The organism is Mesorhizobium bavaricum (assembly GCF_056781655.1).
This window is the reverse complement of sequence record NZ_CM165566.1, coordinates 4,241,878-4,257,003: the sequence shown is the minus strand read 5'-3', so window position 1 is coordinate 4,257,003 and position 15,126 is coordinate 4,241,878. Positions and strand designations below refer to the sequence as shown.

The 15,126-nt window shown below is 59.7% G+C and carries 13 protein-coding genes; 5 read left to right on the top strand and 8 right to left on the bottom strand.

Translation table 11 applies throughout. From position 1 onward, the window contains the following. Positions 1 to 15: 15 nt before the first annotated feature. The 3 genes from AC1RZR_RS20855 to AC1RZR_RS20845 all read right to left on the bottom strand — a co-directional run bounded on the left by AC1RZR_RS20855 (position 16) and on the right by AC1RZR_RS20845 (position 2,384). Entirely contained in the window at positions 16 to 495 is a 480-nt protein-coding gene (locus AC1RZR_RS20855; RefSeq protein ID WP_481825812.1) for a cytochrome P460 family protein, read from the bottom strand. A 69-nt stretch (positions 496 to 564) separates the two neighbouring features. Continuing rightward, entirely contained in the window at positions 565 to 1,197 is a 633-nt protein-coding gene (locus AC1RZR_RS20850; RefSeq protein ID WP_481825811.1) for a cyclophilin-like fold protein, read from the bottom strand. Further along, the gene (locus AC1RZR_RS20845; protein WP_481829089.1) at positions 1,194 to 2,384 is read right to left on the bottom strand and encodes an MFS transporter; all 1,191 of its coding nucleotides are present in this window, start codon (positions 2,382 to 2,384) and stop codon (positions 1,194 to 1,196) included. Before AC1RZR_RS20845 ends, AC1RZR_RS20850 begins: the two co-directional genes overlap by 4 nt. 144 nt (positions 2,385 to 2,528) lie before the next feature. Here AC1RZR_RS20845 and AC1RZR_RS20840 point away from each other — a divergent pair, with 144 nt between their 5' ends. Further along, positions 2,529 to 3,452 (top strand): LysR family transcriptional regulator, encoded by a 924-nt coding sequence (locus AC1RZR_RS20840; protein ID WP_481825810.1) that lies wholly within the window; start codon positions 2,529 to 2,531, stop codon positions 3,450 to 3,452. A gap of 113 nt (positions 3,453 to 3,565) precedes the next feature. On the opposite strand, the gene AC1RZR_RS20835 is transcribed toward AC1RZR_RS20840, so the two are convergent. Beyond that, entirely contained in the window at positions 3,566 to 4,459 is an 894-nt protein-coding gene (locus AC1RZR_RS20835) for a LysR family transcriptional regulator (protein WP_481825809.1), read from the bottom strand. Positions 4,460 to 4,640: 181 nt separating this feature from the next. On the opposite strand from AC1RZR_RS20835, the gene paoA reads away from it, so the two are divergent. The 4 genes from paoA to AC1RZR_RS20815 all read left to right on the top strand — a co-directional run bounded on the left by paoA (position 4,641) and on the right by AC1RZR_RS20815 (position 9,696). Then, complete coding sequence (gene paoA / locus AC1RZR_RS20830; protein ID WP_481825808.1) at positions 4,641 to 5,288, top strand: aldehyde dehydrogenase iron-sulfur subunit PaoA; 648 nt, start codon at positions 4,641 to 4,643, stop codon at positions 5,286 to 5,288. Then, positions 5,285 to 6,235 (top strand): FAD binding domain-containing protein, encoded by a 951-nt coding sequence (locus AC1RZR_RS20825; RefSeq protein ID WP_481825807.1) that lies wholly within the window; start codon positions 5,285 to 5,287, stop codon positions 6,233 to 6,235. Before paoA ends, AC1RZR_RS20825 begins: the two co-directional genes overlap by 4 nt. A gap of 4 nt (positions 6,236 to 6,239) precedes the next feature. After that, a complete protein-coding gene (gene paoC / locus AC1RZR_RS20820; RefSeq protein WP_481825806.1) occupies positions 6,240 to 8,423 on the top strand; it encodes an aldehyde oxidoreductase molybdenum-binding subunit PaoC in 2,184 nt (727 codons plus the stop codon). A gap of 526 nt (positions 8,424 to 8,949) precedes the next feature. After that, positions 8,950 to 9,696, top strand: coding sequence for an SDR family oxidoreductase (locus AC1RZR_RS20815; protein ID WP_481825805.1), 747 nt, complete (start codon positions 8,950 to 8,952; stop codon positions 9,694 to 9,696). 303 nt (positions 9,697 to 9,999) lie between these two features. On the opposite strand, the gene AC1RZR_RS20810 is transcribed toward AC1RZR_RS20815, so the two are convergent. The 4 genes from AC1RZR_RS20810 to AC1RZR_RS20795 all read right to left on the bottom strand — a co-directional run bounded on the left by AC1RZR_RS20810 (position 10,000) and on the right by AC1RZR_RS20795 (position 14,963). Further along, positions 10,000 to 11,058: an ABC transporter ATP-binding protein gene (locus tag AC1RZR_RS20810; protein ID WP_481825804.1), complete on the bottom strand. Its 1,059-nt coding sequence runs from the start codon at positions 11,056 to 11,058 to the stop codon at positions 10,000 to 10,002. A 137-nt stretch (positions 11,059 to 11,195) separates the two neighbouring features. After that, positions 11,196 to 12,113, bottom strand: a complete 918-nt coding sequence (locus AC1RZR_RS20805; protein WP_481825803.1) for a carbohydrate ABC transporter permease — start codon at positions 12,111 to 12,113, stop codon at positions 11,196 to 11,198. 7 nt (positions 12,114 to 12,120) lie between these two features. Further along, positions 12,121 to 13,239, bottom strand: a complete 1,119-nt coding sequence (locus AC1RZR_RS20800) for a carbohydrate ABC transporter permease (protein WP_481825802.1) — start codon at positions 13,237 to 13,239, stop codon at positions 12,121 to 12,123. Positions 13,240 to 13,313: 74 nt separating this feature from the next. Next, positions 13,314 to 14,963, bottom strand: coding sequence for a type 2 periplasmic-binding domain-containing protein (locus AC1RZR_RS20795; protein ID WP_481825801.1), 1,650 nt, complete (start codon positions 14,961 to 14,963; stop codon positions 13,314 to 13,316). Positions 14,964 to 15,126 lie beyond the last annotated feature (163 nt).

The following is a 15,126-nucleotide window of genomic DNA, read 5'->3' as shown; positions in this document are numbered from 1 at the left end:
GAGCCCCCTGTCACCCTAAAGCGGATCGTCATTGGAAATCGCTCCGTCATGGGTGAACATGAACTGTTGACTTTGGCGCGACCGGTGGCAGGCGTAGCACTGCGCTACGTTCTCATCGGCCTTGATCGATTGATCCGGCCAGAACCATTGATATTGCCACTCGTCGTCGCCGGCACCGATTTTCTGGCTGACCAGATACCGGGTCAGCACATCGCTTTGGTAATCGACAAGCACCATTTGGGTCCCCACGGGGACCGGTTGTCCGGCCCTCAGGGCTGCGAGTGCGGCCGAGCTTGTCAGCATATGTTCGCGCGTGATGCCGCGACGCACGGTTGTGTAGTGCTCAAGCTGGTCAAGAGGCGGGAAAGTCACAGCATTGGCTTCGGCATATGCCGGCGACGGGCCGGTCCCATGCGGCAACGTCAGGTAGCTTGCGACCAGAGCCAGTGCTCCACAGACTGACGCCAAACCAACCGGCAGGATTCTATTTTTCATGGTGACTACGTCCTCTCGCTCGGCGCGACGGGATGAGGTGATGGACCGGACTATCGTTGAGGCCGAGCCCTACTTGGCTCGGTCGATCTCAACGGTGATCGGGCCAGGGCGATCGAAAATGGACGCATCGCCATCAACGCGGCCAAGAATGATGATCCCCGGTCGCGGAACGCTTCCCTTGCGATAATAGATCACGAAGTCGGTCGACCCCCACAATCCGAGCGTGCCATTGTCGAAGTCAAGCTGGCGTCCGGACTGCGGCAGCGAGGAAGGCAGATTGCCCGTCTTCTCCTGCCGAAGATGATCGTGCATGTCCATCGTGACCGGAAGCATTCCAAGCAAGGCCTTTGTCGCTTCATTGTCGACCAGTTCGGCTGTCAGTTTCCCCCATGGTGATGAGATTACGATCCTTTCCTGTGCCATGGCGGCTCCCGTAAACAGCATTGAGGCAATTGCACCGAGAATGATGTTCCGCATTTTCGCGATGTCGGCCACGAGGGTTTCGATCCCGTCGACTCGCCGCGCCGCAACGACGACACTGGCGCCCTTGGCGGCGAGATGACGGGCAGCTGCCGCGCCCATGCCGCTTGAGGCGCCGGTGATGGCTACGATTTTAGCTGCGATGTTATCGGTCACTATAATTTCCTGACATTCTAGAACGTGGTGGGATGCCGTCGGTGAAAGGTGATCATGTATCGTCATGGCTGAATGCCGCGGGTGACACGCCAAGCCGCCACCGCAAGGAGTGATGAACCGCACAACAGGCCGGCGCTAAGCGCGAAAGTGCTCCACCAGCCGACGGCGTCGAAAAGAAAGCCGCCGGTTGCCGCGCCGGCCGTGATTGCCAGCTGGATCACGGCCACCTGCAGGCCCCCTCCGGCTTCGGCATCGTCGGGCATGGCGCGGGTCAACCAGGTGCCCCAGCCAACGGGTGCTGCAGTGCCAAAAAAGCCCCAGGCAGAAAGCAGCAAGGATACGACGATCGGCACTGCACCGAATAGGACCAACCCAGCTGCCAGCAGCGCCATGACAATCGGAATGACTATCAGGACGCTGAAGAGCCGCTTGTTCAGCAGGCGACCGATGCACCAGGTTCCGGCAACGCCCGCCAGCCCCATCACCAGCAGTATTGCGGACAGATCCGCGATGTCGAGTTGGGTAACCTGTTCGAGGAAAGGACGCAGATAGGTAAACAGCGCGAACTGGCCCATGAAGAAAAGCAGGATGGAGGCCATGCCCAGCGCGACCGAAAGGCGCCCAAGCAGCGTGAAGACATTGGCCGAACCCCGGTCGCGCTGCGGCGCCAATGCAGGCAGGCTGATCCATTGCCAGACCAGTGCGAGGAGGCCCAGGGGAACGACCATGAAGAACGCTCCCCGCCAGCCGACATATGCCCCGAGGAAACTTCCAAGCGGGGCGGCGATCGTAGCGGCGATCGCATTGCCGGCATTCAGCAGTGCAAGGCCCTTGGGCACCAGATCGGCCGGCAGGAGACGCATCACGATTGCCGTGGACATCGACCAGAAGCCACCGATCGCCATCCCGAGCAGCGCCCGGCCCACCATCAGGAAAGCGTAGTTCGGCGCGAATGTGACGGCGAGGCCGGAGACGATAAGCAGCCCTGTGAACGCCAGGACCACGACGCGTCGATCGATACGGCGGGTGAGACCTGCGATGACGAGGCTGGTCACCACCGCGGAGGCGCCGGAGATCGAAATCGCCTGGCCCGTCTGGCCGGCGGTAATCCCTAGATCGGCGGCGATCGGCGACAGCAGGCTGACCGGCATGAACTCGGACGCGATCAGCACCGCGACACAAAGCGCCATGGAAATCACGGCGCTCCAGGCGGAGCGGGAATTCGTCAATCCACTGTTATAGGTCACGTCCATAGCCGCTATCCTTGGGGTCGGCGGGATGACGCCTTCACTAATCGGCCGTCGTGACTGGTAGATATGTACCGCTACATGTTGGACAATCCGTGAAATCTGCATGAAGTTATCGATCTGTGATATGAATGAACGAAGGAGTTTGCCTTGCAACGCGAGCACATGAAGGATTTGCTCTGGTTCCTGGAGGTCGCCAGAGAGCGCAGCTTTACCAAGGCGGCAGCTAAGCTCGGTACTTCGCAATCAACGCTCAGCCTCACTATCAAGCAGTTAGAGGCACGGCTGGGAGTGAGATTACTCGCGCGCACCACGCGCAACGTAGCGCCTACCGAGGCAGGTGAGCGTTTGTTCCGCTCGCTTGCGCCACGTATTGAGGAGATTGATGCCGATCTCGCGAGCTTGGTGGCATTTCGCGATACGCCGTCCGGCACGGTGCGCCTGACCTTGTCCGATCATGCGCTGCAAACGACGGTCTGGCCCAAACTGCGCACCGTTCTCATGACCTATCCCGATGTTAGGGTCGAACTCTACAGCGACAACGGGATGCGCAACATCGTGGAGGAACGCTTTGACGCCGGGGTTCGCCTTGGCGAAAGCGTTGACCGCGACATGATCGCCGTGCGCATAGGTCCTGACTGGCGGATGATCGCCGTGGCGTCGCCCGAATATCTCTCCGCATATCCGATGCCCACAACACCACAAGACCTTGTGGGACACGCCTGCATCAATATGCGACAGACGACGGCCGGCGGACTTTACGCCTGGGAATTCGAGAAGGATGGCCGCGAACTGCGAGTGCGTGTGGAGGGACAACTCACGTTCAACACGTCGATGCCGATGATCGATGCAGCATTGAGCGGCTACGGAGTTGCATTTGTCCCTGACGACCTGGCTCAAGGCCATATCGCGGCAAGGAGACTGACGCACGTGCTCGAAGATTGGAGCCCGCCCTTTAGCGGCTACCATCTCTATTATCCGAGCAGGCGGCAGATGTCTCCGGCGATGACCGTGATATTGGAAGCGCTACGGTACAAAAATCCCGTTGCAACAGGTTCGAAGGCTGCTCGCTAGAGCTGCACCCTCGAACCAGTCGAGCGTATGGACACCGACCTGAGCCTGGCTTGTTCGCTCCCGTGGTGGGCCAAAACCCACCATGGCTCGGGCATCACCCAACGGCACATCTTTCAATCGCGGTACTTCAATCGATCGATCAATAGACGCAACGCTGAACTGACTTGCCGTCTCCCGGAATAGAATAGGTGAAAGCCCTCGAAGGGGGGACACCAGTCTGCAAGAACACGGCGAAGGCTGCCCTGCTTGATTGCGTCACGCACTTCGGGTTCGGTGACGAAAGCGATGCCATGGCTTTCCTTCGCTGCCTCGATGCAGATATCGCTTTCGCTGAATATGAACGGTCCGGAGATCTTTTTGACGATCTCCTCTCCATCCTTTTCAAACTCCCAGTCATATGTTGGCACATGCGCGTTGAAGCGTAGTGCGAGGCAATCGTGGCTATCGAGCTCCGAAGGATGCCCTGGGACACCGTGCTCTTTGAAATATTCCGGTGTGGCAACAGCAGCCATGCGCAGCGGCGGCCCGATCTTTATCGCGATCATGCCTGGCCCCACGAATTCCCCCAGTCGCACCCCGGCGTCGAACCGATCCTCCGTGAGATCGGTGAGACGACTTTCCAGACAGAGCTCGATCTGCACATCTGGATAGTCGCGGACGATCCGTGACAGGATGGGCCAGAGGATAGTGCTCGCGGCGGTCTTGCTTGTGGTCAGGCGCACCAGACCACGCGGGGCATCGCCGAGATGACGCAGCTCTTCCATACCAGCATCGATCTGACCGAAGCTGGGCCTCAAGGTCTCGAGAAGTTTCTGTCCGGCCTCGGTCGTAGTGACGCGTCGCGAGGTGCGGTTCAGCAGCTTCTGCCCAACCGATGCCTCCAGGCGGCGGATCGTATGGCTGACCGCGGATTGAGAAATCCCTATTCGCGTTGCGGCGCGGGTGAAGTTGCTTTCTTCAGCAACAGCCAGAAACACAGCGAGATCGCCAAGTTCTTCGCGCTTCATTGATCATCTCCGATTTGTTTCCGACAGATCATAGCCGCGCTAAGGCCGGTGCAGCACTGCAAACAAACCATGAGCTGGATTCATCGTTGGCATGACCGGGATGGGGGTGATCGCCTGCATGCATAGTCCTAAGTTGCTTGGGAGGGAGGGGCAAATCGAACGAGGACAGGAGAAAGCCTCCATGGTTCCACCCATCGAATTCGAGCTTAACCGAAGAACGCTACTCGTTGCCACCGCCGCTTCGGCCGCAGCAGCCGCCGGGTTCCCCGGGCGGGTCAGCGCGGAGTCTGCTGCCAAAGGTGCTCCGGTCGGCCCCGAGCGGACGTCTGTCTCAATCACTGTAAACGGTGCGCAACGGACCCTTGACCTGGACAATCGAACGACGCTGCTCGATGCGTTGCGGGAAAATATGCAGCTCACCGGCACCAAAAAGGGCTGTGACCATGGCCAGTGCGGCGCCTGCACCGTCACCGTGAATGGCCGGCGGTTGAACTCTTGTCTCAGCCTTGCCGTCATGCATGAGGGCGACGAGGTAAGGACGATTGAAGGGATCGGCACGCCTGATGATCTCGATCCGATGCAGGCCGCTTTCATCCAACATGATGGCTTCCAGTGCGGCTACTGTACGCCGGGCCAGATCGGCTCAGCCAAAGCGGTGATCGAGGAAATCCGTGCCGGCATCCCCAGCCATGTTACCGGCGACCTGGCTGCGGCGATTGAAGTGACGGATGTGGAAATTCGGGAACGGATGTCGGGCAATATCTGTCGCTGCGGCGCCTACGCCAATATCCTGGCAGCAATCACTCAAGTGGCCGAGGCACAGGGATGAAAGCTTTCTCCTACGAGCGCGCCGCGGATGCGGCTGCGGCAGCTTCTCGCGCGGCACAAGTTCCTGGCGCGAAGTTCATCGCCGGTGGCACCAATCTTCTTGACCTGATGAAGCTCGAGATAGAGACGCCGGTGCATCTGATCGACGTTAATGGGCTTGGACTGGACAAGATCGCCGAAACGCCTGAAGGCGGGCTGCGCATCGGGGCTCTCGTGCGCAATACCGATCTCGCTGCCGACAAGCGCATCCGGCGCGACTACGGCTTGCTCACACGTGCGCTTGTCGCCGGCGCCTCAGGTCAACTGCGCAATAAAGCGACCACCGCGGGCAACCTCCTGCAGCGCACCCGCTGCCCATATTTCTACGACACCGCCCAACCCTGCAACAAGCGCGCTCCTGGCGCTGGCTGCGCGGCCCTCGGCGTTGGCGCTTTCTCGCGCCAGCTCGGGATAATCGGCACCTCAGACGCTTGTATCGCCACCCATCCGTCCGACATGGCCATCGCGCTGCGGGCACTTGATGCGGTGGTCGAGACGGTGACCTCGGTGGGTGCGACCCGTAGGATTCCTCTTGGCGAATTCTACCGCTTGCCAGGCGATACACCCGACCGGGAGACGGTGCTCATGCCAGGCGAGATCATCACCGCGGTGACGCTGCCGCCGCCGGTCGGGGGTCGTCACGCCTATCACAAGGTGCGCGACCGTGCCTCCTATGCTTTTGCGCTGGTTTCGGTGGCGCTGGTCCGCCAAGCCGACGGCACCGGCCGCGTCGTGCTCGGCGGCGTCGCCCCCATGCCATGGCGGCGGGCCGAAGCGGATGCGGAACTGCCGAACGGCGCCGGCGCCGTTATGGCGCGCCTGCTGAAAGGCGCCCGACCGACCGAAGAGAACGCCTTCAAAATCAAGCTGGCCGAACGGACGCTGGCCGCCATGCTGGCAGAGGGATAAGATCATGGAATTCAATGAACCGGCAGGGCAGAATATCTTCGACCGCGCCACGATCGTTGGCAAGCCGCACCCCCGGATCGACGGCCCGCTGAAGGTCACGGGCACCGCGCCGTACGCCTATGAGCGCCACGACGTCGTGCCGGGCCAACTTGTTGGCTATCCTGTCGGCTCGACCATCGCCAAGGGCCGCATAACCTTGATCGACGCTTCGGCGGCCCGTTCGGCGCCCGGCGTCGCGGCCGTGGTCACCACGCTCGAGATAGATCCCTTGCCTCTCGGGATGCTCAACGTCGCCCGGCTGTTCGGCGGCAGCGAAGTGCAGCACTATCATCAGGCGATCGCGGTTGTCGTTGCCGAAACGCTCGAGCAAGCCCGGGCGGCGGCGGCGCTTATCAAGGCGACCTACGAGGAAGAGAAGTCTGATTTCGACCTTGATGCCGCATTTCGGCGTCTCGAAGGATCCGGCAAGCCGTCGGTTCTGGTGGGAGACGTTGAGGCGGCTTTCCGGAACGCTTCGGCCGTCATCGATGAAATCTACCGTACGCCCTCGCAATCCCATGCAATGATGGAACCGTTTGCGTCGATCGTCGATTGGTCGGACGGTGACCGGCTGACCGTCTGGACGTCGAACCAGATGATCAACTGGAACCGCGGGTCGCTGGCCACGAGCTTCGGCATCGACAAGGAGAAGGTCCGCGTGGAAAGCCCGTATGTCGGGGGCGGCTTCGGCGGCAAGCTGTGGCTGCGCGCCGACGCGGTGCTGGCTGCGCTTGGCTCCCGCGCCGCCGGCCGCCCTGTCAAGCTGGCGCTGCCGCGGCCGTTCATGATGAACAACACCACGCATCGCTCTGCGACCGTGCAGCGCATCCGGCTAGCTGCGGAAGCCGACGGGAAGCTGACCGGCATCTGGCATGAAGTCGCATCACATACCCTGCCGGGCGGCCGGGGTGAGGACGCTACGGCACAGAGCCCCTACTTCTATGCCGGCGCGAACCGCCGCATCATCCACCACCTGGTCGATATGAACCTGCCGGAGTCCTCGGATATGCGGGCGCCGGGTGAGGCGTCCGGGCTGATGGCGCTCGAGATCGCCATGGACGAGATGGCCGAAAAGCTCGGCATGGATCCCGTACAGTTTCGCATTTTGAACGACACCCAGGTCGATCCGAGCGATCCCAGCAAGCCGTTCTCGGAGCGACATTTCGTTGAATGCCTTGAGCGCGGCGCAGAGGTCTTCGGCTGGAAAAACCGCAATCAAAAACCAGGCGGCATGCGAGACGGACAATGGTTGGTCGGCCATGGCATGGCCGGTGCCTACCGAGGCGGCCCGACGTTGGATTCCAGCGCGCGGGTACGGCTGAAAGCCGGTCGACTTACGGTGGAGACCGACATGACCGACATCGGAACCGGATCCTACACGATCATCGCTCAAACGGCTGCAGAAACGATGGGCTTGCCGATGGAAGCGGTCGAGGTCCGGCTGGGCAACAGCGCGTTCCCCGTCGCCTCCGGTTCGGGCGGTCAGTTCGGCGCGGCGAGCTCCACCGCCGGCGTCTATGCCGCCTGCCTCGCCCTGCAGAAAAAAATTGGCGAGCGCCTGGGCGTTAAGAACCCCCATTTCGAAGCCGGCCACGTTCGGGCTGGCAACACCGTTTTGCCTCTCGCTGAAGTTTCGGCCGATGAAGAGCTGATCGCAGAGGATACCATGACCTTCGGCGACTTCAAAAAGGGTCTGCAGCTAGCCACTTTCGGCGCACATTTCGTCGAGGTCGCCGTCCATATCGGCACCGGGGAGATTCGCGTCAAAAGGATGCTGGCTGTCTGCGACAGCGGCCGCATTCTGAACCCGACAACCGCGCGCAGCCAGGTGATTGGCGGCATGACCATGGGCGTAGGTGCGGCACTTTCGGAGGAACTTGCCACCGATATGGGGCGTGGCTTTTTCGTTAATCACGATCTCGCCGGCTATGAGGTCGCGGTGCACGCCGACATCCCGCATCAGGAGGTCATCTTCCTCGACACGACCGATGCGTCCTCAACGCCGCTGAAAGCCAAGGGCGTCGGCGAACTCGGGCTCTGCGGTGTTGCTGCCGCTATCGCCAACGCAGCCTACAATGCCACCGGCATCCGGGTGCGAGCCTATCCGATCACACTGGACAAGATGATCGATCAACTCCCCGCGGTCTGAACCGGATCATCAACAGTGGACTAGAGCAAGACATTCACAGCGCCCGCGACTTTGGAAGCTTTGCTGGTCCCCTCGCGCCCAAAGCGTCGGCGCCGCGGGGGGCGTAACGTCGGGAACCAGCGTGATTCAGCGGTGGCTGTTGCTCCAACGGTGTTGTCGCCGGGGCGTTGCGAACCGGAACCAACTGCGGCACCTGCCGCTCCAAGATAAAGGCCATCGTCGATGCGGGACGTATGCAGGCAATCGAGTGAAACGAGGCCGGCGCGCATCGCTAAGCGACCCAAGTTGATTCATCTCAATACATTTATGAAGAAGATTCATAAGACCATGCACGCTTAGGCCTCTATTCGCTGAATGGGATGCGTGTTTATTGATGACTACCCGCTATCGCGGGAGAAGCACATCCCACTTTAACGCCGCTAGACGCTTACTCATGCCCCTTCGTCGCAAGGCAAGGGAGCCCCATGAGCGAGAGCCTCGTTTGCGCAGGACTGACGCTGCGCACAGCCAAACCTGGAGAAAAAGAATGAGTGAGAATATCAAAGGCAAGGTCGTTGTTATAACCGGAGCGAGCTCTGGCTCTGGAGAGGCGACTGCTCGTCATCTGGCAAAGCTCGGCGCCTCAGTGGTGCTTGGTGCGCGCCGTGCGGACCGCATCCAGGCCCTTGCCGCCGAACTGACGGCGGCCGGATACAAAGCCAAGGCTGTAGCCACCGACGTCAAGGTCGAAGCGCAAGTGAAAAACCTCGTCGATACAGCCTTCAAGGAATTCGGCCGCGTGGACGTGATCCTGAACAATGCCGGGGTCATGCCGCTCGCTCCGCTCGAAGCCTTGAAGGTGCATGAGTGGGATCACATGATCGACGTGAATTTCAAGGGTACTCTGTATGGCGTTGCCGCCGCACTTCCCTACATGAAGGAACAGCGATCGGGTCACATTATCAACGTGTCGTCGGTCTACGGTCACGTGGTTGGCCCAGCGGCCACGGTCTATTGCGCAACCAAGTTCGCCGTGCGTGCCCTCTCCGAGGGTGTTCGTCAGGAAGTCAAGCCGTATAACATCCGCACGACGATCATCTCGCCGGGAGCGATGAAAACGGAGCTGCTGGAGCACATCAGTGATGCCGAAATTCAGGCCGGCTCGAAAGAATTCGTCGGTGCCGTGGGTATGACTGCAGACGCGTTTGCTCGGATGGTGGCTTTTGCAATGAGTGAACCGGAAAACGTGGACGTCAACGAAATTTTGTTCCGTCCGACCGCTCAGCCCATCTGAAAGAACCGGCGCCGTCCCGAAGGGCGGCGCCTATCAGTTCGCCTCCTGGACCGAAGCCATGCATCGCTGCGGTCAGAGCAACCCTCTGTCGGCGACAGGCGCGTGGACATTGAGGTAAACCGACGATATCGACGAAAGAAGTGCAACTCGCGCGGTGGTCCATGCAGACCACTTCGGGAATTTCACATCAATAGGCCGGCCTATGAAGGCCATCGCCCTTCAGCGGTGCCTCCATCCGGATGCACTGGCACTCCCCGCGCGTTTGACCGATACGTGCCGGGCACTCCGGATGATGTCGAGCGTTCAACCCAGCCTTTGCTGAGTCTCTTCGTCAAATAGATGGATACATCTGGGGTCCGGTGCCATGGTTAGCTTCTGGCCGATCACATATTGATGACGATCACGAACGGCCGAGATCAGTTCATACGTTCCAAAACGCAAGACGAGATGCGTTTCCGCACCTGTCGGCTCGACGACCACCAGTTCCGTAACAAAGCCTTTGTCGGCGGGCACAAGGTGCTCCGGCCGGATCCCGACGATCACCTTGCGGCCAGGCGTCATGCCCGCACGCGCTGGCACAGCCAAGGGCACACCTAGTATTTCGACCGATGCGCCATCGGAACCGACAATACCCTGCAACATGTTCATTGATGGTGAACCGATGAATCGGGCGACGAACGTATTGGCCGGTTCGTCGTAAAGCTCCAACGGGGCGCCCTGTTGCGAGACATGGCCATCATCCATGACGACGATCCTGTCGGCCATCGTCATGGCTTCAATCTGGTCATGGGTAACATAGACCGTCGTGGTCTTGAGACGCAGGTGCAGCTCGCGGATCTCCGTGCGCACTTGCACACGCAGTTTCGCATCCAGATTGGAGAGTGGCTCGTCAAAGAGGAAAACCTGCGGATCGCGTACGATTGCGCGTCCCATAGCAACCCGCTGGCGCTGCCCACCGGATAATTCCCGGGGATAGCGTGCGAGATAGGGTTTCAGACCAAGGATATCTGCCGCGCGGTCGACGCGCTCCTTGATCTTGTCCTTGGGCATTCCGCGCATCTTCAACGGGAAGCCCATATTGGCCGCCACTGTCTTGTGTGGATAAAGCGCATAGTTCTGAAAAACCATAGCAATGTCACGCTCAGACGGTGGGAGGTTGTTGACCCCGCGTTCGCCGATATGGATGGTTCCCGACGTTACGCTCTCCAAGCCGGCGATCATCCGCAGAAGGGTCGACTTGCCGCAACCTGACGGTCCGACGAGCACTAGAAACTGCCCGTCCTCGACCGCGACATCAACGCCGTGGATGACTTCCAGCGTGCCGTAGGACTTGCGTATATCTCGGATCGTTAAACCGGCCATTTTCTCTCCCATAGTAGTCTCGTCAGCTGTTGTTCCAACAGCAAGATTGAATTGCCTCCAGTGCCGGCGATCGCCGTTCGACGCTGCAGTCCCCCGGTCCGGGAACCGCAACGTAGAGAGCCCGCCTTGGCCAAAGTCTATTTGATGGCACCAGCGGCCATACCCTTGATGATGAACCGTTCCAGGAAGATGCCTATCAGCAGAAGCGGTAAGATCGACGCAAAGCTAATGGCCGCCATCGTCCACCACTCGATCCCCTGGCTGCCGGTCTTGCTGGCCACCATTACCGGCAGGGTATTGGCCAGCGTCGATGTCAGTAGCGTTGCAAAGAAATATTCATTCCAAGTCAGCACCAGGCAAAGAATCGTGGCGGCCACCATGCCGGGCAGCGCGATCGGCAGTATGATCGTCATGAAGGCACCCCAGACGGAAAGGCCATCGACCATCGCCGCTTCCTCCAACTCCGTCGGAATGCTTTCGAACTGGTCGCGCATGATCCATACGACGATCGGAAGTACCGACAGCGCATAGATAGCAATCAATCCGGTTTTGGTGTCCAGAAGGTCGAGTTCTTTGTAAAGCGCAAGGAACGGCAGAGCCATGACGACGGGGGGCATGATCAATTGGCTCAGGAAGAAGAAGCTGATGTCGGAATTCCTGAAATGTAGGAATTTGTATTCGAACCGGCTCAGTCCGTAGGCCGCCATACTTCCCAACACTACCGCCAGTGCCGATGACACGCATGAGATGATAATCGAATTCGAGAAACGGTGCAGGAATTCTTCGCGCGCTGCCGAATATTCGAAGAACGTGTCCGGCGACAGCCCCAGCTTCTTCCACCCCAGCCATTTCGGCGTGAAATCGAGCCAGGGAATCAAATTCCCCTTCATCACATCCGGCGCGGTCTTGAACGAGGTGGTCGCGGTCCAGAAGATCGGGAACAGGCAAATGAAGGCCCAAATCAGAAGCGCCGCGTAGATTGCGGTCCGTCCTGTCCAGAATTTTGCCCTGAACAGGCCGTCCGCAGCAGAGTCATGAAAGATTTGCGAGGTCATTTTCGTTTCAGCTCCGGGACCGTGTCGCCCTGTCGGCGAATTTCGTCAGGGCGGTCATGATAATCACGATCACGATCAGGTAGACGAAGGCCAGAAGCGTGCCGTAGCCGACGTTGGAGCGTTCTCGATATTCGCGGTAGATGAATGAGGTCACACTGTCCGTGGCGCCCCCCGGCCCGCCCGCAGTCAATGTGATCACCAGATCGGCAAGCTTCAGCTTGAAGATGATTCGGATCAGCAAGGTGGTGATGGAAACCGGAAGCATCAACGGAAAGGTCACTTCCCAGAATGCGCTCCAACCCTTGGCACCATCGACCCTTGCGGCTTCCTGAAGTTCTTTCGGGATCGCCTGCAACCCGGCGAGAATCATGATCATCATGAAGGGGATGAAGATCCAGGCGTCAAGCATCATGACAATCAGCCGCGCCACCCAAGGGCTCGAGTAGAAGGTCGGCCGGTCAAGACCCAGGAACTGAAGGAAATAGACAACTGGCCCCGCGGGCTGAGTCACGAACATTGACTTGCCGATCATCCACGAGACGGCCACCGGCGACAGCATCAGCGGCAGAAGGAAGGCGACGCGAAAGAACTTCTGCGCCCTGATTTGCGAGTTGAGCATCAGGGCAAGTCCGAACGCAATCACGAATTCCGGCAGGACCGCAAGGCAGTACCAAACCATGTTGCCCATGGAATTCCAGAAAAATTGATCGGAAAGCAACTGCCGGACGTTCGCAAGGCCGTTGAACCGCCGCCCTTCAGCCGAAGCCAGGTTCCAGTCGGAAAACGCTAGGACCAATCCGAAGATCAGAGGAATGATGGCAAGGCTGAGAACGAACATCAACGGTGGCACGATGAACAGGGAGCGCTTGCCATGCTCACCGCCCTTCAGTACCTGGGCGATACACAGGCAAATCGAAAACCCAAGGTAGGCATAAAGCGTCGGGCGCCAGTTCAAGAACCCAAGATTGGTTTCGCCAGAGGATTGCAGGGCCTGGGCCAGCGCCACCAACCCAAGCAAAGCCAGAGAACCCCAAAGCAGCACCGTGCCGAGCGTCCGCCGCGTGCGTCCGATATTGTCTTTTGTCACGACATGTAGCATTTCGACTTGCCGCCCACATTGGCCCATGGTGGGACCGGGCGCTCAACGCGCCCGGTCAGAGGAAGGGTGGCAGAAATGGGCCCCCTTCGATGGAACTACCGTCAAAGGCCCATGGCGGTCTGGTAATTCTTGATCATGGCTTCGCGGCCCAGCTGGTCGGTGATCTTTTCCCAACTGGCAGCGATCGCGTCGCACGCTTCCTGCGCGGTTGCGTATTGGCCCGTGTAAAACTTCGCCAACTCGTCCTCCGCAACGGAGTAGTACTGCGACAGGCCGGGCAGACGCGGTTCGATGGCCGCGTTCGGGTGGTTGTAGCTGTCTTCCAGAGACTTGAGATAGCCCGTGATGTACTCACGGTCATAGCCACCGGCCACCCACTCTTCGATGTTGAAGTGGCTCTTGCGGTAAGGCTGCTGGCCCGAAGGATAGGCCGAAGTCCACAGGCTGATGTCCTTGCCGCCAAGGTGCGCTGCGGCACTCCATGCCGCTTTCCGCTTCAGTTCGTCGCCCGAAACGCGGTTGGTCACGTAAAAGCCCCATCCGATCGTGGCCATGTTCGGTGCCACGTTCGGCTCTGGCGGGGTTTCCCAGGCGTTTGTTGCCAGGTTATAGATGCGGTCGGAACCTGGGCTGACGCCGAACCCGATCACCCCACCCACGACCGAGGCGTCGTCGGTATTGGCGCGCGCGCCGATGTCGCCCCACCATGCGAGGCCCGAACCCGTGCCGGCCAGGAACTGCTGGAACCCGGTCGTCAGCGGGTCTGCATTAATCTGGTCGTCGGGCTGGTTTTGCAACATGTCCTTGTGGTCCTGCATCCCCTGAACCCAGCCGGGCGTGTTGACCAGGGGCTTCATGGTTTTGGGGTCGAACAGGTAGTTCGGGTTCCCCAGCTGCTTCACATAAGAAACCGCACGGTTGGTCAGGTAGTAGAAGTCATAACCGCCCCACGGCTTGTAGGAATCGAGATAGCCATAGGCCGGACCACCCGTCAGCGGGTCTTTCTGGCCCTTGACCTTGATGCTGAACTCGGCCCACTGCTGCCAGGTCTTTGGTACTTCCTTCATGCCGGTCGCTGCGGCAATGGCAGGATCGGTGAAGTAGTCTTTGCGATAGTTCATGCTGAGAACGTCGCCGTCGCCCGAGACGCGATAGGTCTTGCCTCCCCAGGTGCCGACCGGCGCCTTGAGGAAGTCGACGTAGTCGTCAATATCGATCAGGTCGGCGACCCATTTTGGCATCTCGTCCAAGAGCCCTTTGGCCATGACGTCGCCTTCCAGCAAAGCGCCCATTTCCATCAGATCCCAGTCCATGGTGCCGGTCGCGATCGACTGCATCAGACGCGGGTTGTAGTCCATCTGCACCAGGTCGATCCAGGTAATCTTGGCACCGGTATAGGCTTCCCATGGCTTGAGGAATGCACGGAATAGCACGTTGTGCACGCCAGAGGTGACCGCGCCCATGAAGGTCAGCTCGACACCAGCGAATTCTCCCTCCTTGACGGTTGCCTTGGTCGGGCCAAGGCACAATTCGCCGACCTTAATGTGGTCGGATTCCGCCGGCGTGCCTTTTCCGATGCCCGGGATAGCAAGGATCTGGGCACGGATATTCTCCTGCGCGAAGGAAGGACCTGAGCCCAACCCGACGCCGCCAAGTGCGGCAATACCGCCGAGAGCCGTGGCCCCCTTCAGCATGCCTCGTCTCGTCATGGCGGACTGCTTCACCAAAGCTTCGTAGATTTCGATTTTCATTCTTGAACCTCCCTGTCGTTGAGTGACCACACGCCGTCCGTTCGTCAGGCTCGATCCTTGACGGAGCACCTGACTTCGATGACTGGAATGCTGCCGTGGTTGGCCTCCTCCAGCCAAGAAAACCAGGCACGTTGCGGTTTCCAAGAAAATGTTTGCAGCGACG